This window comes from Mycoplasmopsis maculosa (assembly GCF_900660665.1).
Taxonomy (GTDB): domain Bacteria; phylum Bacillota_I; class Bacilli_A; order Mycoplasmatales; family Metamycoplasmataceae; genus Mycoplasmopsis; species Mycoplasmopsis maculosa.
Map to the genome: position 1 here is coordinate 759,505 of NZ_LR215037.1, position 23,398 is coordinate 782,902.

Consider the following 23,398-nt stretch of genomic DNA (forward strand, 5'->3'; position numbering starts at 1 on the left):
ATGTTATTTAAATTTATAATCTTCATCATATATATTTAAACCTTCAGGGAAAAGATTTGTTTTTAAACTAGGATATTTTTTTAATAATTCTTCTCTATATGATTTACGTTGGTCTTTTCCACCACCATATATTAAATCGTATTGAGGCATATTATAATTGCCAAATAGACCATTATAATTGTAACCTTCTGATCTAAAAGAAGCAACAAGTCCTACTTTTCCAGAAGAGTTTGCAGAATGAAAGATTCCAATTAATTCATTATTTTGGTTTCTAAAAGATGAACCACTAGAACCACCATATGGAACATAATTTTTTATTGCGTAATTAAGTCCAAATGATATTAAATTTTGATTATCTTTTAAATACAAGTTATTTCCTATATGATTAGCAGTTAAAAAAGCATCAATAATACCAGGTTTATTAGAAAATGTTCTATAACCAATATTTTGTGAAAGATAATCACCTTGATCTAAAATATCTTTAGAAAAGTCTTTTTTATTTAAATTTTCTTTAGTTAAATTATTATAGAATCTAGATTCTGAATTTGTCCAAATACTTAATGATTCTTTTCTTTTGTTATAAAGATCGCTTCCTTCTTCGCCATCTTCTAGAAGAAAATAATCATTTTCAGAAACAGGGAATCCTAAAGCGTATAAACTATCTCCATTAAAATTATAATTATCAGATCTTTTATAAATTATTTTTTTATTAATTTTATCATAGTCTTCCATATATGATTTTTTTAAAAAAGAAATATGAACAGATTTATTATTAGCGTAATTATTTGTTATTAATTTTGCTAGAAGTTCAGCATTATTTTTTTCTTTTGAATATTTTATGTCTATATCATTAGATCTATCAGAAGAATAAGCTCATATACCATCTTCTAGTATAGCTTTAGAAAAATCGAATTCTAATATAGCTAAATCCGCATATTCTTCTGCATTTTTATATTTTTCAGCTTGTTCTTTATATAAAAAATCTGATGGTTTAGTTTTTAAAAAGTCATTTCCTTCAAATATTTTTGTTATGAAATTATTTTTTAGTATTTTTTGTTTAAAAAAGAACTTTTCAAATTTATCATCTTCAGTACTTATACTAAATTTGTCATTTAAATTAGCATTAGAACTAATTTTTGTAATAATAACATTTTTAGTATCTTTTAATAAAGAGTCTGCTACATGTAAATTAGTTGCAAAAAATCATTTTGTTGGATATGAACCATCTTTAGTTTTTTCAAAATCTAAAATTCATAAAGTACCGGAGGTACCAAAAGATTGTCCGTCACTATTATCATTTGTAAATTCTATTCCAAAAGTTTGCATAGCAATTTTTTTATACATATCATTAACAAGCATTCTAGGTAATCCCTCTGCTCTTCATTGATTAGTGCCAAGAAAGTCAGCTCTTATATGCCCTTTACCTATTTCTTGGCCATCATATATAGATAAACCTAAAAAATTACCATTTTTATCATATTTTGGCAAAGTATGCCCTTTAGTATATCAATTTGAATAAGAATCAATATTTATACTTTTTGCTAAATTGTCAAATTTTTTTATGCTTTCTAAATTTGTAAGATCCAAATCTTTTCTATATTCTTTTGGGTGTTTATCGCCTCAAACCATTGGCGAAGCTTGTAAAGCATTCATATATTCTTCATTTTCTAAATCAAATATTTGATTATGACTTAAATTTTTGTATTCAGTATAATTTTTTCTTATTTCGTCAAAAGGGCTAGGAAAAATTAAATCTACTTTATCACCATTTAATGGATTGTGTTTAAAACCATTTAATTTTAAAATTTTTTTTATATTAATATTTTTATCATTGTTATTTTTTAAATTTACAATTAAATCTAGTGCACCTAATCAATCTGAAATATTTTTACCTTTTTGATTAAAATAAAAATCAAGCTCAATGTTATCAACATAAAAATTATTTGCATTTTCACCTTTTATTTCAAAATCAAATTCACTAGAATTTAAATCAGTCGGATACAATTGAGATTTGTCATTTGTATTATTTGAAAATTTTTTAACTAAAACATCTAATTCATAGGTATTATTATTTTTTTCTTTGTTTATTGAAATATTATTATTAGAATCATTATTACTACAAGCTATATAAAAATAACTTGTTGTAATATAAGGCAAAACACCTAATATTTTAAACAAGTTTTTTTTATTCATTATTCCTCGTTTTTAATTTCTTTTGATTCTAATTCATCATCTGTTGGCATATTTAAATTTGAACCGATGTAAGAAAATATTTCAGGATTTTGTTTGATGAATTTTCCTTCTAGAATCCTAATTACACTTTCAACTGTTTCATTTAAAGGAACAAAAACACCAGGTGATTTTGTAAAATGCTCTGTCATAAAGAAGTTTTGGGTAAAAAAGTTTTCTAATTGAATTGCCTTTTTTACAATTATTTTATTTTCTTCATCAAGTTCATCAAATCCTAAAATTAAAATAATATCTTCTAAATCACGATATGCCTTAAGAATTCTTTTGGTTTCAATGATAGCATCAAAATGTCTTTTACCAATAATTTTTTCATTAACAGAGTTAGATGTACTTGCTAATGGTTCAAAAGCTGGATAAATGTTTTTAGCAGTTTGTTCTCTAGATAAAACTAAATTACCGTCTAAATGGTTAAATACAGCTACAGCAGAAGGGTCGCTTAAATCATCCATAGGCAAGAAAATAGTTTGGAATGAAGTTATAGAACCATTTTCATTTTTATAAAGTCTTTCTTCGATATTAGCAACATCACTTTCAAGTGTTGATTGATAACCACCAACAGAAGGTTTTTTACCTAAAGATGCACTAACTTCATTTTCCGCTTGAACAAAACGATATATATTGTCAATAAATAATAAGACATCTTCTTTATATATATCTCTTAAATATTCAGCTGCTGTAATACCAATTGGAACAATTGAAGTTCTAGCACCAGGAAATTCATTCATTTTTGAAATATACATAGATGAATTTTTCATTAAATTAGATGCTTTTAATTCATCATATAATTCAATAGCTTCTCTAGAACGTTCTCCTGAACCAATAAAAATGTTTGAAGTTTGTTTGTTTGAACGGTTTACATTAAAAATTATTTCTTTCATTAAAACAGTTTTTCCAACACCAGCTCCACCAAAAATACCAAGTTTATGACCTTTTAATATAGGCATAAAAAAGTCAATAGCTTTAATACCTGTTTGAACAATTTCAGGTTTTTCATCAATAAAACGATTCTTGTTTATTATTGAATTCATTTCTATATATTTTGGTAGTGTATTATTTTCTTTTAATAGAGGATTACCTCAAAAGTTATAAATATTATTTTTAGAAGTTGAACCCACTGGTACCATAAATGTTTTACCTGTATCAATAACTTCATCATCTATTGAAATAGGTGATTCAGCATAAACAACAATAGCTAAAACAGTATTTGAATCTAAAATTCTTTTAACAAGTAAGAAAGATTTTCCATTATGTAATGTTAATAAATTATTTAATTTTGGTAATCTATTATTTTCGAATTTTATTTCAATAATGTCACTTGAAATTTTAGTTATTTTACTATTCATTATTTATCCCCCATTATTTTTGAAATTTCTTCAAGGAAATTATTATCAAATGGAATAAATTCATGTTGATATTCAATTTCTCAATCTAAATTATTATAATTAGAATATTGTTTTAAAGCAAAAGCAAAATAATTTTTCATCATTTTATCATCGTATTTTTCACCTGCTTTAATTATTTCAAATGAATTTTTTGCTTCTGGGTGCATTTCAATTAAATTGTTTAAAAAAGTTAATGCTTTTTGTTCGTCTTTAACACCTTTTAAAATACTTCAAGAAATTAATTTAGCCATAAACATAACAAATTTGTGTGAATAAAGTGAAAATCCCCTTTGACTAAACATTTTGTCTATTGATTTACCTTTATATAATAGTAATGAAGTTTCTTTATTAAAATCATAGTCAATCATAGCTAATTTAAGGTGTTTTTTGTAAGTTCTATAGATTTTACCAATTTCACCAGCTACTTTTGTAACTACTCTATTTTGAACACTTGAACCAGTACGAGAAACAGATAAATCTAAATTAATAGCTGGTAATTTACCTTGTGCAAATAAATCTGAGCTTGTAACAATTTGTCCATCTGTTATTGAAATAACATTAGAAGAAATTAAAGATGTTATATCACCATCAATAGTTTGTAAAATAGGCAATGCTGTAATAGTTTTTCTATTTACAAATGAACCTGATCTTTCCAATAATGATGAGTGTGAAAAGAATATATCACCAGGCATAGCTTCTTTACCAACAGGTTTATCAGTTAATAATGCAATTTCACGAATTATGTTTGCATGTCTTGTTAAATCATCAAATACAATTAAAACATCTTCTTTGTATGAGATATTTTCAGCATGAGCCATAGCAATATAAGGCGCTAAATATTGTTCATAAACACTTGTTGACGGAGCATCAATAATAATAGTTTTATCTAAAGCGTTATGTTCTTTTAAAGTGTTATAAATATTTGTTATAGCTTCACGTTTTTGACCAATAGCTACATAAATACATTTTGTATTAGTTTTAGCTTGATTAATTATTGCATTGATTGCAATATGAGTTTTACCTGTTTGACGGTCACCAATTATTAATTCACGTTGCCCTTTTCCAATTGGAACAAGTAAATCAATAGAAACTATACCAGTATATAATTGTTCATTTAATTTTTTAACTGTCATTAAATTGTGAGCAAAACCAAAAATTGGGTTTTTGTTTTCATATGAACCAATAGCAGGTTTTGTATCAATGTTTGGAAATAAAATATTTCCATGAATGTTTATTATTTTTCCAAAATAATTATTTTTTGTAGTTATTTCTTCTTCATATTTTTTTTCTACTATTTCATCACCAATATTTATTGAACTTTTATTATTTGCAAGTAAAAAAGCTTTATTTTCATCTGCAAAAATTAATATCATTTCAATTGAAGGATTAGATTTTAAATAAAATAATTGTTGTTGTTTATAGTTATATTTACCGTGAACTTCTACAATATAGTCAAATACAGCAAATATTTTTGGGTTATTATAATTTGTCATGATATATCCTCTCTTTTAAATAACTAGTAATAGTGCAATACCAATAGTAATTAATGTTACTGATGTAACAATTAAACCTATATAAATTGTCAATAACTTTTTATTTTTTCTAATAACTTTTATATTAATTATTAAAAGAATAAGTGAAACAATAAATAATAAAATTGAAATAGTTGATATTGTAGATCCTATTATTTTAGTTGTTTTTGCTTTTTCTCTATTAGTTTCTTTTATACTTTCTAAAGCTTTTTGATAAGCATTTTCGTAATTTTCTATATTTTTAATTTCTTCTTCATTATTTGCATTTTCAGGAATTTTTGTACTTGAAGTTAATGTTGAAAGAATATTAAAATCATTTTGAATTTTATTTATTACTGCTAAATATTCTTCATATCATTTATTAATATTAATAGGTTGTTCGAATGTAATACTCTTTGCTCTAAAAATAGTTTTTTCAATATTTTCATATAAAACTTTAATTACATTTAGATTAAATTTTCTGTTTTCAAAATTTGGTTTTATTATGTCTTCTAAGTTTGCATTAATAGCTTTTCCGAAGTTTACATATACTTTTCTAAATGCTTCAATAGGTGTATATCAATAAGGGTTTTCGTTTATTTTTGAATTGCTTAATGCATTTAATAAATCATATTTAATTTGATTATTTGATTTTGAAATTAAAGATTGATTTGTATTATTATTTACATTGTATTCTTTTGATAATTTTATTATTAAATCTTTTTGATTTTTTACAAATAATTGATTTGGGTCACCATATGCTATTTTAGTTGCAGTATCCACCATTGATGAAACAGCATCAATTAAATCTTGATTTCTTAAATTTGAATAGTTTATTGTGTCATCAAGTAATAATGCATTATAAAAGCTTAAAAATGTATCTTTTATAGTAATGTATTGATTGTAAAAAATATCTGTTTGCGCTATAAAACTTATATTTTCATCAAAAGGATTATTATCTATTAATGATTTATATCCTCTTTTGGCACCTTTTTCAACTCTATCTTGAATTTTTACATATCCATATAATTTTTCATCTTTAATTTCAAGCGATTCTATTGTATATGAAAATCTAGTGTTTATAGAATTATTGAAGAAAAACAATTTTTCCTTTTGTTCTTCTGCTGAAGAATTATATAAGTCATATATTTCTTTAATATTTAATTCTGCAATATCATAAGATATAATAGGGCTTAATTCAGGCAAACTTTCTATTATTTCTTGTTGTTTTTGTTTTGTCTCTTTATTTAAAGAATCATTTGGAACAAGAGGAGAGTTTTCACTTTTTTCGCTTGGGTTAGTTTCTGGTTGCTTTTCCTCTTCTTCTTTTTCTGCTTCTTCATTTTGTTTTAAATCAAAATCAATAAATCTATCTTTTATTTTAGATAAAAAATATTTATCTATTGTTTCGTACTTATCTTTAAATTCTTTTTTAAATTCTACTGTAAACCCTTTTTGACCAGGTTCAGATTTTAAAAATATTTCACTTTCAAGCTTTAATACATCTTTTTCATTAAAAGTTATTTTTGTGAATTCATTTACTAAATCCTCTGAATATTTATCGATAATCTTTTTAAATTCTTCTTCTGAAAAAGCATTATTTGCATCTTCTGGATTCTCAAATTTACCTTTTTCACCTAAAGCATTTTTGTAATCAGTTGGACTTGTCAAACCGGTTTTTATGTTTTTATATAATTTATCATTATATTTTATATTATGAATTTTAAATTTAGTATTTTCTGCTAAAACTCTTGGAGTAAGGGCGAAAAGATTATATTTATAAGGATTTTCCAACATATCATTTTTATTTGAATCTAAAAAATTTATTAATTCATTAAAATAATAAATAGCCTCTATTTTTTCTTTATAATCTTTATCTGTTAATGTTTCAAATTTTTCTTTTTTATTTTTGAAATATGAAACTGCATTTTCGATAGCTATTTTCATAGCCTCTTTTGTTTTTTCATCAGAATATTTTTTAAATTCTGGGAACTTTGGACTTAATTCATCTTTTGGTTTTTCATTATTTGAATTTGTTTCTCCAGCACTTATTATAGTAACTGGTAAAAATGAAGCAGTTAATAAAGAAGAACCAAAGAATATTTTTTTTATTTTTTTATTCATTTATTTCTCCTTCTGATAGTTTAAATTTCTGTATCATTTTTAATTTAAAAAGTGTATTTTTAATATTGTTAATTTCTATAATTTCATCAACATTTAACGATATATTTTCTTTAGCTTCTAAATAATTTAAAACTTTTGTTTGATTTGAAATTTCTTGTTTAATATCGATAAAATTTTTAGAAACAAAATAGAATTTAGGTTGGTCATATAATTCTATAATAATTGAATCATCATTTGATTCCATAGTTGCTGTTTCTAAAAAAAGAAAAATTTCTTTATTATTTTTATCATTTATTTTAATTAATGAATTTTTAAAACTTGCTTTAGATTTTTTAGGAAATAATAGTCAACTTTCATCATTTTCCAAATAAATACTTAAGCTTGAATTATTAAACTTTATTTCTTTATTTATTTCAAAGATAATTTTTATTAATGAATTACTCTTTTTCATTATTATTAACCTCGTTTTTATCAATCAAATTAAGTTTATTATTTCTTGTTATCATTGTAATTTCTTCAATTTCAATTTCACGTTTAGTGCTTAAAACTTTTTTCTTAATTTTAGCGACGTTTTCATCAATTTCGTTTGATACCTTATTTAAGGTAACAAGGCCGACTTTTGCTGTATAAAAGCTTGATTCGATAAACAATGAATGTAATGCGTTTAATAAAAACAAGTCAATTTGATTTTCTAAATAATCATTAATATTTGGAAAAATTTTAGTATTCTTAAAACTTACATTTTTTATTTCTATTTCTTTATTTGAAAGAAGTTCATATACATTAAACTTATTTATAGGTAAAATAGTAAAATGATTATTATAATTTTTATTTGAATTTATAACAAAATTTACATTTTTGTAATTTTTTTCAATATAAAAAGTTTTAATAATTTGAGAAATATTTTTCATAAAACTAATATTGTTTTTTCATAAATCATATTCTTTTATTATTGTTAATTTATTTTCCTTACAAAATTCAATAGCTCTTTTACCAATTGGTAAAAAATCAGCTCTTTTTTTCTTTATTGTTTCTAAAATTTTATGTTCATAACGTGAATAAGAGTCTGTAGCATATTTTTGTTCTTCGGTTACATAAATTCACAGTTCTTTTTGTTTATAAAAAGATTTTATTATTTTTTTAAAAAATTTACTTTTTTCAAAAATATTTTCATTATCAACTATATTGTTTTTAAAACGATATTCACTAAATAATTTACTAATTTCAGATTTAATTTCTAGTGCTTTGTAAGTATAATGATTAAGCCCTTTAGTCAACTTCATGATATTAATCAATAGTATATTTCTATCATTGTTGACTTTTTTTTGTATATTTTCTAATTTCTTAACTTTATCAAGTAATTTAATTAATTGCATTGTTTATTTTTGAAATTCAATTTTTGCTAAAAAGCAATTTATACTTATTTGTATTTTTAGAAATATACATAATAATTCCAGGCATAATTTCAACAAATCATGATTTTAAAAGTCATTCATTAATTGTTTCGTTATATGTTTTTAGAAACTCGTTTAGTTCTTTTTCATCTGATTTAGTTAAGTCAAATGCATTTACATAATTTGACTCATTTGCTTTTAAAGAAGGAACTAATGCATCTAAAGCAAATTTTTGTTGGACATCAAAAGAGATAACAAAGTTTTCGAAAATAAAATCTTCTCTATTCTTTTTGGTATCTATAATATTTGAAACAAATAAATTGTATGCTTCACTTTCAAAACCAATCTTATTTTTAAAAAGAACAGTAGCTATAAGTTTTTCAAAATTTATTATAGTATTAGAATTTTTCGCCTTTTCATAGTAACTATACATGTCGAAAAACTCTATTGAATCGCTATTATTTTTAATATTATCTTTTTTCATGTTATACTCCTTTTATATTTTCAGAAAGTTTTGTTATTGTTGAAAGAATAATTATCATTTTTATTAATAAATAAACTAAATAGCAAATAATCGAAGCTAATTGAACTGCTGTAACAATTTGAGTAATAGATAAATTTGAATTAATTGTATAAAAAATTAAATTGTAATTTTCTGGAACCAAAAATAATTGATTAAATCCAAAAATTGATAATGTAACTGACATTATTACAAAGTTAGTTATAAAAAACAATGAAGAAATATTGTTTAAACTTTTGTATTTAGTAAAAAATATTACATATGAAATTAAACTAAAAAGAATAATTATAGATAAATTTATCATGTTTACAGTTGCTGAATTATTAACTAATATTGTTATAAAATAAACAGATCAAAATAGCAATTGTTCAACACCTAATACAATAAGAGAAATTAAACTTGCTTTCAAGTTATTTTTAATTTTTTTAATAATAAAAATAAAACCAATAAAAATTAAAACAATAAATAAAATTAAAAATAAATAAAAGTAATTTTGATTAATTGGGTTATTTATAATATCAACTGTTTTAGTTTTATAAAAAATAGTTCTAATAAATCAAATTAAAGAAGAACTTAATGTCACTAAAGACATATGAATAAAATGTTTAAAGCTTTCAGGTTTAACTTTTTTATTCATTAAATAAATAATGCTATATGAAAAATTACCTAAAAGTAAAATACCTAAAAAAACAAATGAAGAAATTATAATCATAAAATTTTTAAAATTATTGACTTCAAAAATCTCTCTTATAGTTGTGTAAAAAGTATTTTTAATTGTGTAATCATTGAATAGACCTGGACTTGATAATGGTCATATAACAAAAATAGTTATAGATATTAAAAATAAAATTCCTTTTGATATTAAAGTTAATAGTAATGGCTTTAAACTTTTATAAAGTGTTGGATCTTGTTTCTTTCCTATAGAATAACGTAATGTTAAATCATAAAGTCTTATTAAAAACAAAGGCACTAATATATAAATTAGGTTCAACATTTCTGATGATTCTTTAGTAAAGTAACCAAATATTAAACCTATAGAAATAATAGATAAACTAAAGTAAGTTATATATAAAGGTATGTAAACTTTAATGTTTTGTTTATACATAAGCAAGTTATTATAATTAATAAAAACACTATAAAATAGGATAAATAGTAATAATATTATTTTATAAATAATTAAAAAACTAAGTGTTTTTTGAGAGCTATCAGTATAATTTAAAAAAAACTGTAAGCTATTAAATTTTAATATTTTGTTAGCAAAAATAGTTAACGGTGACATTAATAAAATTGTTGTTAAAGATATACCGAAAAAAACTATTAACAAGTACTTGAATACTAAATATAAAATGTTTTTTCTTTGCTTAATTTGAAGTTCTTCAAAATTAACTATTTTTTGTTCTTGCAATTTCAAACTCATATTTCTCCTTTTATATTATTTTTGTATTGACATTTTATTAAAGCACTCTTATTATAAAAAAACAAGAAGGTTATTATTTTATAAAATGTCAAACCTCCTTTTTCAATATATATATATATATACTAATATATAAAAATATACTAATTATATTTTACAACTATTTTTTTAAAAAATGAACATTTTATTCATAAAATGCTATTTTATAGTTGTTTAAGTCGAAATTAAATATTAGAATTTTTAAAAAAAATAAAATTTTTAGTAATTTTTAATTACTAAATATAGTTTTTTGGTATGATTCTTTTATAAGAAGGGGTCAAAATGAAAAAAAAATAACAAATTATCAAAATTATTATTTTTTCTTTCCGGAGTTTCTTTTATTTCAATTTCTTTAAGTTGTTCAATAAACGAGAATAATTCTTTTAAAGTTAAAGATTTGAAGTTTGAAAGTATTTCTGATAGAAGTGTCTTATTAACAATAGAAACAGATTTAAAATTAAATGAAAATATTGTTTCTAAATTAGTTTATTTAGTTAATGGGAAAAAATACGAAAAAACCTATAGTAAAGTTAATTTAGAACTAAACCAAGTTTTATTTGAAATAGAAAATTTACCATTAAATTCAAAGATTAATGTTATAAGTATTTTTATAAATAATATTGAAAATAATTTTTTAAATTTAAAAACAGAGTTTGTAAATTCTAAAAAAACTGATCCTAGCAATGATTTAATTAATCAATTAGAATTGAAAAATAGCAAAAGAGAGGCTTTTAATGAAATTATAAAAATTGAAAATGAAACCAAGAAACAGGAATTACAAGATTTATTGAATAATGCTAAAACTAAAGTAGATGTATATGAAATTAGAATGCAAGCTACTGACTATAAAAACAAAGAATTAGCTAATAATCAAAAAGCCCATGAATTAAGAGAAAGAATTAATGTTATTGAAAATGAAATCAAGAAACAGGAATTACTTAATGCATTTAATTTAGCTTTAAATGATGATAATGGTGTACCTATTGTAAATACAGAAATTATTAAGAACAATTTACAAAATTTATCAAATAAAATAGATCAAGCATTTTCTGATGATCAAGGTGCTTTAAAGAATTTAGAAGTTAAAAAACAACAATTAAGAGATAAAATAGCTCAGATTTCTGATACAGCTAAAAAAGCTGAATATGAAAGAGAATTAGAAAGAATTAATTCAATTGCAGATTCTTTGCAAGCTACAACAGAAGTAAATACATTAGATAATAAAGTTACAACACAAAAAGCTTTCGAGACTAAAAAAGCTGAAGCTCAAGCTGAAATTAATAGATTAAGAACAAAAGATTCAACTAAAAAAGCTGAATTACAATCTAGATTAGATTCAGTTACTACTGAAGAAGCAGCAGCAACAATTTTACAAGAAGCTCAAGCAGAAAAAGCAAAAGAAGATGAACAAATTGAAGCTAAAAGAAGAGCTGTTAATGAAGCTCTTGCAAAACTTCAAGATGGTACCGAATTTAAAAATTCACTTGTTTCTAGAAAAGACCAAGCCGCTCCTTATGACGACGCAAGTCATAGAACTGTTGATTTAGCTGAATTAGATAATATTGTTACAGCTGTAAATAATAAAATTGAAGAACTTAAAAATGCTGCTAAAGCCGCTATTGCATTAGCAAATGGATTAGAAGCTAGTGGTGATAATACTACCTCATATGATTCACTAAATGCAGATGTTAATAATGAAGCAAATCAAACAGAAGAAAAATTAAATGAATTAAAACAAAAAGCACAATCAGAAGTTGCAAAAGCTAGAAACACTGCTATTGCTGCTTTAGACCAATCTGAAGGAAAAGAACTTTCTGATAAGAAAAAAGCCTTACAACAACTTATAAATGATCCAACAAAAACTATTGCTGATCTTAAAGATTTATTAAATAAAGTAAACAAAGAGACTGAATTAGAAACAAAAGCAGCTGAATTAATAGCTAAGGCAAATAAAATTCAAGACCCACAACAAAGACAAAGCTTTATTAATAGAGTTAATAATTTAATGAACAGTGACAACGAATCTGAAAGAACAACAGATAAGTTACAAGAAATAGAAAATGAAATTTCTTCAAGCAATGAAAGACAAGAAGCAGCTAGAACACAAGCTTATACTGATGCTAAAGCAGCTATTGATTCAATTTCTGATAGTACAGAAAAACAAAGATTATTAACACAATTGAAAAAAGCTGATTCAGACGAACCAAAAGCTGAATTAACAATTAGCGATATTCAAAATATAAAAAATGAAGCTGAAGAAATTAAAAATAACGAAGAATTAAATAAAAATAGAGAAGATAATTTTTCAATTTCTGAATTAACATTTTCAAATATAACCTATGATTCCGCAAATGTAAGAATATTATTTTCTACTCATGAATTAGCGAATTCTTTATATAAGAGATTTGTTATTGAATACAACGACGGTGGTGAAAATAAGAGTGTTTTAATTGATGATTACGATCAAGCAAATGATCATTTAGAGTTCAAATTAATAGATTTAAATAGCAATTCAAATGTTTCGATAACAAGAGTTTTATTAAATGAAAAAAATATAGATATTACAGACAAAAATACTTCATTTAATACTTTAGAACTTGTAAAAGAAACAAAAATAACAAGTTTTGACTATAAATTAATTTTTGAAGGTGATTCTAAAAAAGCTTCATTATCATTTGATATATCAAATTTTGAAATAACATCATCAACTAATGCAATGTTAAAAGTTTTTAATAACACAGATAAAAAAGATGTTTATATTTCATTTACGCTTATGCCAAATATGAGTCCTGATTTTGATAATATATTATTTAGTATTTTGGATGAATATGAAGATGAAGAATATAATGGAGATAGCATTGAATATTTTGCAGATGGATTTTTAGTAGATAAATCATATGAAATAAAAGAAATTTTGTTAATTGATAATAATAATGAAATACTGAAAACAATAACAACTAATAGTGAAATAGATACAAACATCAATACAACAAATAAAGCACTAACATTTAACTCTTTAAACATAACTAATAATGAAAATAATTTAAATATTTCACTTAATTTATCTGAAACAATAGAAACTTCTAAAATTGTATCAACAAGAATAATTGGTTCAAATGGATGATTATCAAATATACAATTATCATTTGATAGTTCTGACTCAAAATGAAAAGGTCAATTAAATAATGTTGAATATGGAGCTACATATACAGTTTCACAAGTGACAGTAGATAATAATAGAATTTTCAGTTATACAAATGACAATAATTCAAGTGTTTCAATACAAAACAAAACAAACTTAAATAATGACATTGTTATTGAAAACATAACTATTTCAGATACAGAAAACAAAATTGGCAAGAAAATAATAGTTAACTTAAATAATAATGATTATTCTAAGTTTTTACAACAATATCAAAGTCCGAGATTGATAATTCAAAAACAAGATTTAACAAACATTTTTGTTGATTTAAAACAAAAATATATTGAAAATAATAGTATAGAATATGCTTATTACGATTTGGAAGATAATGCGACTTATACTATTAAAGGATTATCATTTTTAAATAAAAATGTTGAATATAATAAAGAATTTAGTAACACAATTCAAACAAAACAAACTTTATCTGTTGAAAACTTAAATAATATATTAACCAATATAAACGCAATAAATTTAAATAAAAAATGATGAGCTTCTAGAATTAAAAACAAAATAACTAATTTAAAAACGTTATTACTAGAATCAAATTTAAATATAGGAAATTATAATTTAAAAGATTATGATATTGAATTAGTAATAGATGAGTCAAAATGATCAAATCTAAATGATTTAAATGGTACATTAAGCTTACAATTACAATTTAAAAGTGGAAGCAATTATTCTAACTATAAGGTTATTAATATAAATAATTTATATTCTCAATCATGAATAGTTTCAAACAAAACAAATACAAAATTATTTGCTGAATTAATAACAATTTCAGAAACAGGAAAAACAAAATCAACAAAAGATTTCGATGAAGCTTTTAAAAATGATGAATCAAAAATAAATCAAGGTGACCTTGATACATCTTTAGGTGGAAAACCTTCTATAATAACAGAAATAACAGACCCTACTTTAGCACAATTTATAAATATAGATGAAAGTTTAATGAACGCACAAAATTCAAACTTTAAAATATTTTTTGTTAAATACTTAGACGTTGAAAATGGTTTCGGTATAGAACAAACAACACCATATGCAATGCTAGGTTATATACAATACAAGATTCTTTATTGATTTAATACAAGCAATTTTGATGCTAAATATAAAAATGCTGTAGTTCCTGTTTGATTAGGTGGATATAATAACTATACAAATAAAGGTTCAAATGATTTATTTACTATCATGAAGAATGCTTTAGAAATAGCTTCAAACAACAACATAAGCGCATTTAATAATAATTTTGGATTTAGAAAAGATTTAAATAAAAATTCAGACGAAATATTATCTGAAATAAACGCACAAACAAATGATGAAGAAAAATGAAAAGTTTTAATGTCATTAACAAACTTAGAAAAACAAATTAATCATATAGTTTCAATAACACAAAACAATTATGATCCTATTATTAAACGTTCAAATGTAAAATACGGAATTTATAAAGCTGAAAAAATACAATTAGGTGAAAATAATTTTCTTAAATTCAAAATGTATATAAAACCAGCATATACAAAAGATTCAGAAAAACAAGTAAACTCAGTAGTTAATGGAAATTATATAGAATTCAAACTACTAGTTAAATAAGATTTACATTTTACAAAAATAAAAAAATAGTAATTAAAACGCACAATTACTATTTTTTTATAAAAAGTTTATCTATAACCTCTATATAATGTTCTAGATGAATATACAAAAAATAAAGAAAACAATATAAAAGATAAATCAAAAATCATAAATATAAGCATATAATTGTATTTAAAAATACTTAAATTTTCTAAAACCCCTATTTTATAGATTAATATATTAAAAATTAAAGCAAAAATTCACATTGAAATATATAAAAGTCATCCAATAATTATTTTTCTAATATTGTTGTCATCTTTATTTTTATATATATATTCAGCCTCATTAATGAAAACTTTTATTTTTGAATTAGTTATTTTTGACAAAATACTATCAATTTTTAATTGCTGTGTATTATTAATATTTATCATTATTTTTTTAATATTAAGCTGTTTTAAAAGCTTATTGGTAAAATCTAAAGTATCTAAACTTTTAAAATATTTTGTTCATTTTATATATAAAAAAGGTAAGACAATTAATGGTGATAAAATTATTCCTAGTAAATAAACAATATATTTTAAATTATATTTATTAAAAATAACTCAAATTAATAAAAATGATACACCAATAGAAATTATTAAAAAAGGTATAAGAAAATATTTTAATATGTTTCTAATTGTCAATATTCTAAAATATTTTTCTTTAATATTATCTAAATTGTTTAATAAAGAAAAAATATAATTTTCATCATTTAATTCAATTTTTAAATAATTTTTGTCAATTTGTCAATTTGTATTTTTATTATTATTGATATATTTATCATAAAATATAGGCTTTTTTCAATATATAAAACTCAATAAGTTAATTGAGAGAATGAGTAATGAATTACTAAGAAATATAATGAAAACATCATTTTTGTTTAATTCATTATTTATTATTAAAAAGTACGTGAAAGTCAGTGAAATAGAATTAAACAATCAATTAACTAATATTATTGATATCAATCTTTTTATGGAAGTTATTTTATACTTTAAGTTATTTTCATTTAATTGTTCGTCTTTATAAGGCAAATTAGGCTTTATTTTAATCATTTTCATTCATCTATTTATTTTTGTTATTGTATTTTTATCACAAACAAAGTCATATTTATAATTAACATATTTTAAATACACGTGTAAACTATTAAAAACAATTATAAAAATTGATAACCCTAAAAAATAAAACATTGTTGGCAGTATACCTATTTTGTCTATTCCGATATATAGCGTCATAAAAATCGAAACAAATAAAATTGGTAAGACAAAAATAAAAGAAAATAAAATTCATCATAATGAGCTTTTTAATGCTATTTTTCTCTTATTAGAATTATAATAAAGTTTTAATTGATTTGCAAGTTCTTTATCATTGTAAGTTTTCATTTATTCTCCCTAATAATATTTTAATATTTAGTTTATTAAATTATAATTTAATAATAAATGTAACAAAATTTAATAAATAAAATAAAGGAAGCAATTATGGGTTTTTTTAGTTATTTAAAAGAAAAAATATTTGGAAAAAAGAAATCAAAAGAAGAAAAGATAGCAATTAAAGAAGCAGAATTAGAAAAAAAATCTGAAGAAGAATTATTAATATCAAAAAAACTAGAAAAATATTCTGCTGGTTTAAATAAGTCTAGCTCATTTGGTTCAAAAATTTTAAATCTCCATAATAAATATAAAGAAATAGATGAAAATTATTTTGATGAATTAGAAGAAATATTAATTATGAGTGATATAAATGCAAAATTAGTTTATGCAATAATATCACATTTAAAAAATGAAACAAGAATTAGAAATTTATCTTCAACTTCAGATTTATCTGAATTGATTGCAGATCAACTTTTTGTTATTTACACTAATAAAAGTATAGTTGATACAACTTTAAATTTCGAGAATGATAGATTAAATATTTTTATTTTTATAGGTGTAAATGGATCTGGAAAAACAACAAGTATTGCTAAAATTGCAAATAAATTTATAAAACAAGGAAAAAAAGTATTAATAGCTGCTGCTGATACATTTAGAGCTGGGGCTGTAAGTCAATTAGAGGTTTGAGCAAATAGAGTAGGAGCTGAAATAGTTAAACCTATTAAAGAAGGTGCTGATCCAGCAAGCGTTGTTTACAGCGCTTTAGATAAAGCTAAAAACGAGAATTATGATTTACTTTTAATTGATACAGCAGGAAGATTGCAAAATAAAGTAAATTTAATGAAGGAACTTGAAAAAATATATTCAATTATTAAAAAGACAGATGAAGATTCACCGCATGAATGTTTATTAGTTCTTGATGCGACAACAGGGCAAAATGGTATCAGTCAAGCAAAAGCTTTTAGTGAAGTTTCAAAACCAACAGGTATAATTCTTACAAAAATGGATGGAACTTCTAAAGGTGGTATTGTTTTAAGTATAAAAGATGAATTTGACTTAAATGTTAAGTTTATAGGGTTAGGCGAACAAGTTGATGATCTAGAAGAATTTGATTTAGAAAGTTTTATATATCAATTAACAAAAGAATTAATGGATAAAAATGAATAAAGATATAAAAAATGTTGAAAATATTGAATATTTATGTAATTTGTTTGAAAAGTATAATAGTTTTTTAACGCAAGTTCAAATCCAAGCATTTAAATTATATTTTTTTGAAAATCTTTCATATTCTGAAATAGCTCAGGTAACGGCTACAACAAGAAGTGCCGCTTATGATAGTGTTAATAAAGCAATAAAAAATCTTTTAAAAATATCTAATAAAATAAATGATTAATTTAAAACACGAGTTATTCGTGTTTTTTTATAATAAAAACACGCATTTAAGCGTGTCTAATTTATATAGTTATTTTAATAAAATGTTTTGTTAATGGTTGTATGCTAATATTTTATACAACCTAATTAGCAAATAAAAATAAAATTTATGAATAAATTAATTTGCTAAAAAAATGAATTTGTAAAATAAGAGTGAGAGAGATTTTTACAAAATAAATATAATTTTTGAGTTGAATATATCTTTTTTTCAGCCTAAAAACAGAAATTAATTTTTAGGCTTAATTATTATATACATTAAAAAAAATAAACAATCAAAAAAAATTATTTTTTTTAAAAAAAGACGGTTTTTATCTTAAAAATATATAAAAAAATAACTTTTTGTTATTTGCCACATTGTAATTTACATCTTGACACCCTTTTTTAATTTTTGCATAAAAAAGGGTGTCAAGATGTAAATTACAATGTGGCAAAGATTCGCGAAGAATCTTTTTTATTTGTCGTCTATAATTTTTTTTAAATTTTCTGCTGCAAGATTCAATCCAAACTTTTTAAATATATTAAAAGAATTTTGAATATTTATATTTACTGCATAAAAATCAATATCATTATTCATTTCAACGTTTTTATTAAGAATTGCTAATTTTTTACAAAAGAATGCATTTTCTTTATCATTTAAAAGATATTCAACGGTTTTACCTTTTAATTTTCCTATATTATTATAAATTTCTTCTAAAGTATTAAATTCGTTTAAAAGAGAAATAGCTTTTTTTTCTCCTATTCCATTTACACCTTTTAAGTTATCACTACTATCTCCAGCTAATCCTTTATAATCAGGTATTTGAAAAGGGTTAATATTGTAGTTTTCAAAAAAGTTTTTCAATGTATCTAATTCATAATAAGTAAAATTATTTTTATCTTTTAAAACTTTTATTATCGAAGTATTTTCATTTACTAATTGAAGTAAATCTTTATCCTTAGAAAAAATCAAATTATCAAATTCCTTGTTTTTTGTTGCTAATGTAGCTATTAAATCATCAGCCTCATCTCCGACTTTTTCAAATCATTTAACATTCATAGAAGTTAAGATTTCTTTAATTATTTCAAATTGTTCAAATATTATTTCTGGAGCTTTATTTCTCCCTGATTTATATTCATTAAACAACTCATGTCTTTTAGTTTTTCCATGAGCATCAAAAGCCACAAATAAATGACTCGGCTTAAAATATTTTAAAACTTTAAAAAAAGTTTGCAAAAATATATGAACTCCATTAGCGGATCTTCCATCAGGACTTCTTAATAAATTATTTGGAAATTTAGAATTATACGAAGCATAAAAAGATTGAAACATTAAATAATTTCCATCTATTAATAAAAATTTTTTGCTCATATTATATTACCTTTCAAGATTCTATATGTAATTTTCCGCTTTTTGAATTAACTGTAATTTCTATTAAAACCCCTTTTCTTATTTGCGGGTTATAAGTAGCTTTATTTTTGTTAATGTAAAAAGTATGAGAAATGCTTGAATCTTGTACGTTTAAAACATTAAACTCTCTGCTTTTTAATTCCTTATATTCTAATACTTCTACAACTGTTTTATAAATTCCATCTATTTTATAAAAATCTTTTAATCTATATTTATATGATTTTTCATATGCTGAAGTTAGTGAAATATTATATGCTCTACCTAGCGTTTCAATCTCATTTTTTCTTTCTATATCTAGTTGTTCATTAATATTTATATAATTTTCATCATTAGAAATATTTATAATTACATTTTTATATTGCTCAATGTTTAAATTATTAAGCGCTTCAATATAGCTTTTATATTTTTTGGTTAAAACCTTAAATTCGTTTTCCACAAAATCATTCACCTTTAAAATAAAATTTTGCGATCCAAATTTTCTAAAAGCGCTAGCTTTAATTAAAATTGAAAGAGCAGCATTTTTGATTCCACTATATTTTAGCCTTAAAAGTAATAAAATAATATTTTCATTTTTAAATAAACCGTTATTTTTTATTTCTTCATTTATTTTACTTATGCTTTCGTTACCAAACCCTTTTATCATATTAAAAGGTAAGTAAATATCTCCATCAATTACATTAGCATTACTTGAAAAATTCGTTATTTCTGGAGAATATACACTAAAGTTTAAGTTTTTCAATTCTTCAACATATTCATAAATTTTTTCTTGATCACCATATGAATTAGAAATTAAAGCTGCAAAATAAACTTGTGGATATCTAGCTTTGTAATAAGCCATCTTCATTGTTAAATAAGCATAAGAAACTGCATGAGATTTATTAAATCCATACAATGCAAATTTCTCGATTTTATCATATATTTCATTTAAAATTTTTCCATCTATGCCATTTTTAATGCCACCATTGAAAAATTTTTCACGATATTTAAATAAGTCATTTTCATTTTTTTTACTAATAGCTTTCCTTAAAAGATCAGCTTCTGAAAAAGACATATTTGCAATTTTTTGAGCAATTTGCATAATTTGTTCTTGATAAATTATTATTCCATAAGTTTCTTTTAAAATATCGTCATATAAAGGATGTATTTTTTCAATTAGTTTAGGATTTTTTCTATTTTCTGAATAAATAGAAATATAATCTTTTGGACCTGGTCTATATAAAGAAATTATTGCGTATAAGTCTTCAAATGAATTTATTCCAACTTTCTTGATCGTGCTTTTCATTCCTTTAGATTCTAGTTGAAATAATCCTTCAGTAAGCCCTCTATTTAAAAAGTTTATAGCTAATGGGTCTTGCAACTCTAATTCATTTTTATTAACTAAATCATCAAATAAAGAAACGCCTTTTATTTTTTCTTCCATATATTTAATTTCAGTAAGAGTTTTCAAACCAAGTAAATCAATTTTTAATAATCCAAAATCCTCAAGAAATTCCATAGGGATTTGAACTTGTTGAAAACCGAGAGAATTTTCAAAAACGGGCACATAATTGCTTATATCTTTATCGGAAATAATAAATCCTGCAGCATGCATACCATATTGTCTAGGTAACCCTTGCATTTTTTTTGAATGTTTTAATAATTCAGGAAATTTATCAATTTCTGTTCTAAAAGCTAAGTTATTTTCATATTCTTCCTCTATTGTTTCATAATTTTTAAAGGTAAAAATAGATTTTGAAATTATGTTAATATCTTTTAAACTTATATTTAATATTCTACCAGCATCTCTAATGGCTTGTTTCATACCCATTGTTTGAAAAGTCGATATAAAAGCAGTTTTATTTATTCCATATTTATTTTTTAAATAGTTAAAAATTTCATCTCTTTTATCATCTTGTATGTCAATATCAATATCTGGTCAAGAAATTTTTTGAATATTTAAAAACCTTTCAAATAAAAGACCAAATTTTAAAGGATTAATTTGTGTTATACCTAATAAATAAGCAATTAATGACCCGGCAGCGCTTCCTCTTCCAGGCCCTATTGAAATATTATTATTTTTTGCGTACTCTACTAAGTCACTTATTATTAAAAAATAGTCAATAAAGTTAAGTTCAATTATTGTATTTAATTCTTCATTTACTCTATTTTCAAAAACATTTTCATATTTTCTTAATTCTTCTTTGTGTTTTTTAAATCCATTCTTAATTTTTTCTAACAAAATATTTTTTTTATTTTCACCAAAAGAAGCCAAGTGCAATTCTTTTTTTGGGAAAACAATATTTATATTATTAATGATTTCATTTATCCTATCAATAATAATTTTTGATAAAAAAATTTCGTCAAAATAATTATGATAACTAGTTGTTATTTCATTATTACCTAATTTTTGAATTAAATTTAATGTGTCATTGTCCTCTAAATTCATAAGTTTGTTTTCTTTAATAAAAACTGCATTAGGTATATTTTCATCACTGCTAGAAACAAAATAATTTGAACTTTTTATATCATTTTTTCCTGTTTTTGCATAGTACCCCAATCTAGGGTGATCTAAAATATAGATATTTTCATCAAGAATGTCATCAATTTCTAAATCGTGTTTGCTCTTTTTTAAAAGTAATAAATTTAGTTTTTTAAAACCATCATAATTTTTAGCTAGTAATATAAATCTATATGAGGAAACATCTAAATCAACCCCAATAATTGGCTTCATATTATTTTTTTGGCATTCTTTCAAAAATAGTCCTAAAGCAAACATATTATTGTGGTCTGTTAAAGCTACTGAGTTTAATCCGTTCTTTTTGCTTAAAGAAACTAATTCTTCTACTTTGATTAGTGAATCTAAAAAAGAGTATTCGGTTGTATTGTAAAGATTAATAAATTTATTCATATATAACTATTGTATTTTTTTATTTATGAAAATTAAGCAAATAAAATAAAAATTAGCATACGCTAATTAGTTATTATATTTGCTTAAATTCAATTATTGCATTTGTTTTTGTTCTTCAATCATTATTAGGGTTGCTATTTTCAAATGATAATTGGTTTATATTTATAAACTTAATTTTAGCATTTTCATTTAATGACTCGAAAGCAGTTGAAGAAATTGAAAATTCAGGTGATTTATCTTTACCATCTGTTGATGTAGTTTTATTTATAAAAGAAATAGTTAATTCTGAATTATTAGAATTTTGGAATGCATTATCACCTATAATTGTAGTTTTTTCAGAAAAAATAACATTGCTTAATTTAGGTGTGTTAAAAAAAGTTTTTGTAGGAATAATAACAATATTTGAATCGCTTAAATCAACATTAGTTAAATTTTGCATATTTTCAAAAGCACTAGAACCTATAGATCTAATATTTTTACCTAATTTTAATGTTTTTATTTTTGAACCGCTAAAAGCATTTTTTTGTATTGAAACAACATTTAAATCATTTATTTTATCTGGAATTATTAACTCTGATTCATTATTAATAAATTTTTCTTCTTTTTTATTGTAAAAAGAAATACCAGTTATTATAATTTCTTTTAAAATTTGTTCTTCCCCTGTATCCTCATTAACAATTTTTGTATCGATTGTTTCGTAATATAAGCCACTCTTTTCATCATATGTTTCAACAGTAGAACAACTTAAACTTATAACAGGTAGTAAAATAGATGTTGAAAGTAAAGGAAATAATAATTTTTTCTTCATTCTGACTCCTAAATATTTATTAAAAGTAATTAATTTAAATAATTATACAATATTTTTTTATTATTGTACTTTTATTATAA

General features: G+C 22.5%; 15 protein-coding genes. 3 read left to right on the forward strand and 12 right to left on the reverse strand.

What is annotated here, in order from left to right; genetic code table 4:
- Positions 1–3 precede the first annotated feature (3 nt).
- The 8 genes from mip to EXC47_RS03195 are packed head-to-tail and all read right to left on the reverse strand — an operon-like array spanning position 4 to position 10,598.
- The gene (mip, locus tag EXC47_RS03160) at positions 4–2,193 is read right to left on the reverse strand and encodes an Ig-specific serine endopeptidase MIP (RefSeq protein ID WP_129647051.1); all 2,190 of its coding nucleotides are present in this window, start codon (positions 2,191–2,193) and stop codon (positions 4–6) included.
- A complete protein-coding gene (locus tag EXC47_RS03165; RefSeq protein ID WP_165255958.1) occupies positions 2,193–3,593 on the reverse strand; it encodes an MSC_0618 family F1-like ATPase beta subunit in 1,401 nt (466 codons plus the stop codon). Before EXC47_RS03165 ends, mip begins: the two co-directional genes overlap by 1 nt.
- Positions 3,593–5,128 carry an MSC_0619 family F1-like ATPase alpha subunit gene (locus tag EXC47_RS03170; RefSeq protein ID WP_408634262.1) on the reverse strand — a complete coding sequence of 512 codons (1,536 nt, stop codon included), beginning with the start codon at positions 5,126–5,128 and terminating at the stop codon, positions 3,593–3,595. The genes EXC47_RS03165 and EXC47_RS03170 overlap by 1 nt, the downstream gene beginning before the upstream one ends.
- A gap of 12 nt (positions 5,129–5,140) precedes the next feature.
- On the reverse strand, positions 5,141–7,267 hold the full coding sequence (locus tag EXC47_RS03175; RefSeq protein WP_129647058.1) for an MSC_0620 family F1-like ATPase-associated subunit: 2,127 nt from the start codon (positions 7,265–7,267) through the stop codon (positions 5,141–5,143).
- A complete protein-coding gene (locus EXC47_RS03180; protein ID WP_129647060.1) occupies positions 7,260–7,718 on the reverse strand; it encodes an MSC_0621 family F1-like ATPase epsilon subunit in 459 nt (152 codons plus the stop codon). Before EXC47_RS03180 ends, EXC47_RS03175 begins: the two co-directional genes overlap by 8 nt.
- A complete protein-coding gene (locus EXC47_RS03185; RefSeq protein ID WP_129647062.1) occupies positions 7,705–8,643 on the reverse strand; it encodes an MSC_0622 family F1-like ATPase gamma subunit in 939 nt (312 codons plus the stop codon). The genes EXC47_RS03180 and EXC47_RS03185 overlap by 14 nt, the downstream gene beginning before the upstream one ends.
- A complete protein-coding gene (locus EXC47_RS03190) occupies positions 8,630–9,145 on the reverse strand; it encodes an MSC_0623 family F1-like ATPase-associated protein (protein WP_129647294.1) in 516 nt (171 codons plus the stop codon). The genes EXC47_RS03185 and EXC47_RS03190 overlap by 14 nt, the downstream gene beginning before the upstream one ends.
- 1 nt (position 9,146) lies before the next feature.
- Positions 9,147–10,598 (reverse strand): MSC_0624 family F1-like ATPase-associated membrane protein, encoded by a 1,452-nt coding sequence (locus EXC47_RS03195; protein ID WP_129647064.1) that lies wholly within the window; start codon positions 10,596–10,598, stop codon positions 9,147–9,149.
- Between the two features lie 286 nt (positions 10,599–10,884).
- On the opposite strand from EXC47_RS03195, the gene EXC47_RS03200 reads away from it, so the two are divergent.
- Positions 10,885–15,420: a hypothetical protein gene (locus EXC47_RS03200; RefSeq protein ID WP_129647066.1), complete on the forward strand. Its 4,536-nt coding sequence runs from the start codon at positions 10,885–10,887 to the stop codon at positions 15,418–15,420.
- Positions 15,421–15,488: 68 nt separating this feature from the next.
- Here the strand turns inward: EXC47_RS03200 and EXC47_RS03205 are convergent, their stop codons facing one another.
- Complete coding sequence (locus EXC47_RS03205; protein ID WP_129647068.1) at positions 15,489–16,817, reverse strand: hypothetical protein; 1,329 nt, start codon at positions 16,815–16,817, stop codon at positions 15,489–15,491.
- 96 nt (positions 16,818–16,913) lie between these two features.
- Between EXC47_RS03205 and ftsY the strand changes: the two genes are divergently transcribed.
- The gene (ftsY, locus tag EXC47_RS03210; protein WP_129647070.1) at positions 16,914–17,972 is read left to right on the forward strand and encodes a signal recognition particle-docking protein FtsY; all 1,059 of its coding nucleotides are present in this window, start codon (positions 16,914–16,916) and stop codon (positions 17,970–17,972) included.
- A complete protein-coding gene (locus tag EXC47_RS03215) occupies positions 17,965–18,198 on the forward strand; it encodes a hypothetical protein (RefSeq protein WP_129647072.1) in 234 nt (77 codons plus the stop codon). The genes ftsY and EXC47_RS03215 overlap by 8 nt, the downstream gene beginning before the upstream one ends.
- A gap of 489 nt (positions 18,199–18,687) precedes the next feature.
- Here the strand turns inward: EXC47_RS03215 and EXC47_RS03220 are convergent, their stop codons facing one another.
- From EXC47_RS03220 to EXC47_RS03230, 3 genes are all read right to left on the reverse strand, one after another.
- On the reverse strand, positions 18,688–19,584 hold the full coding sequence (locus EXC47_RS03220; RefSeq protein ID WP_129647073.1) for a 5'-3' exonuclease: 897 nt from the start codon (positions 19,582–19,584) through the stop codon (positions 18,688–18,690).
- A gap of 1 nt (position 19,585) precedes the next feature.
- Positions 19,586–22,510, reverse strand: coding sequence for a DNA polymerase III subunit alpha (gene dnaE / locus EXC47_RS03225; protein ID WP_129647075.1), 2,925 nt, complete (start codon positions 22,508–22,510; stop codon positions 19,586–19,588).
- A 73-nt stretch (positions 22,511–22,583) separates the two neighbouring features.
- Positions 22,584–23,318, reverse strand: coding sequence for a leucine-rich repeat protein (locus EXC47_RS03230; RefSeq protein WP_129647077.1), 735 nt, complete (start codon positions 23,316–23,318; stop codon positions 22,584–22,586).
- Between the last annotated feature and the right edge of the window lie 80 nt (positions 23,319–23,398).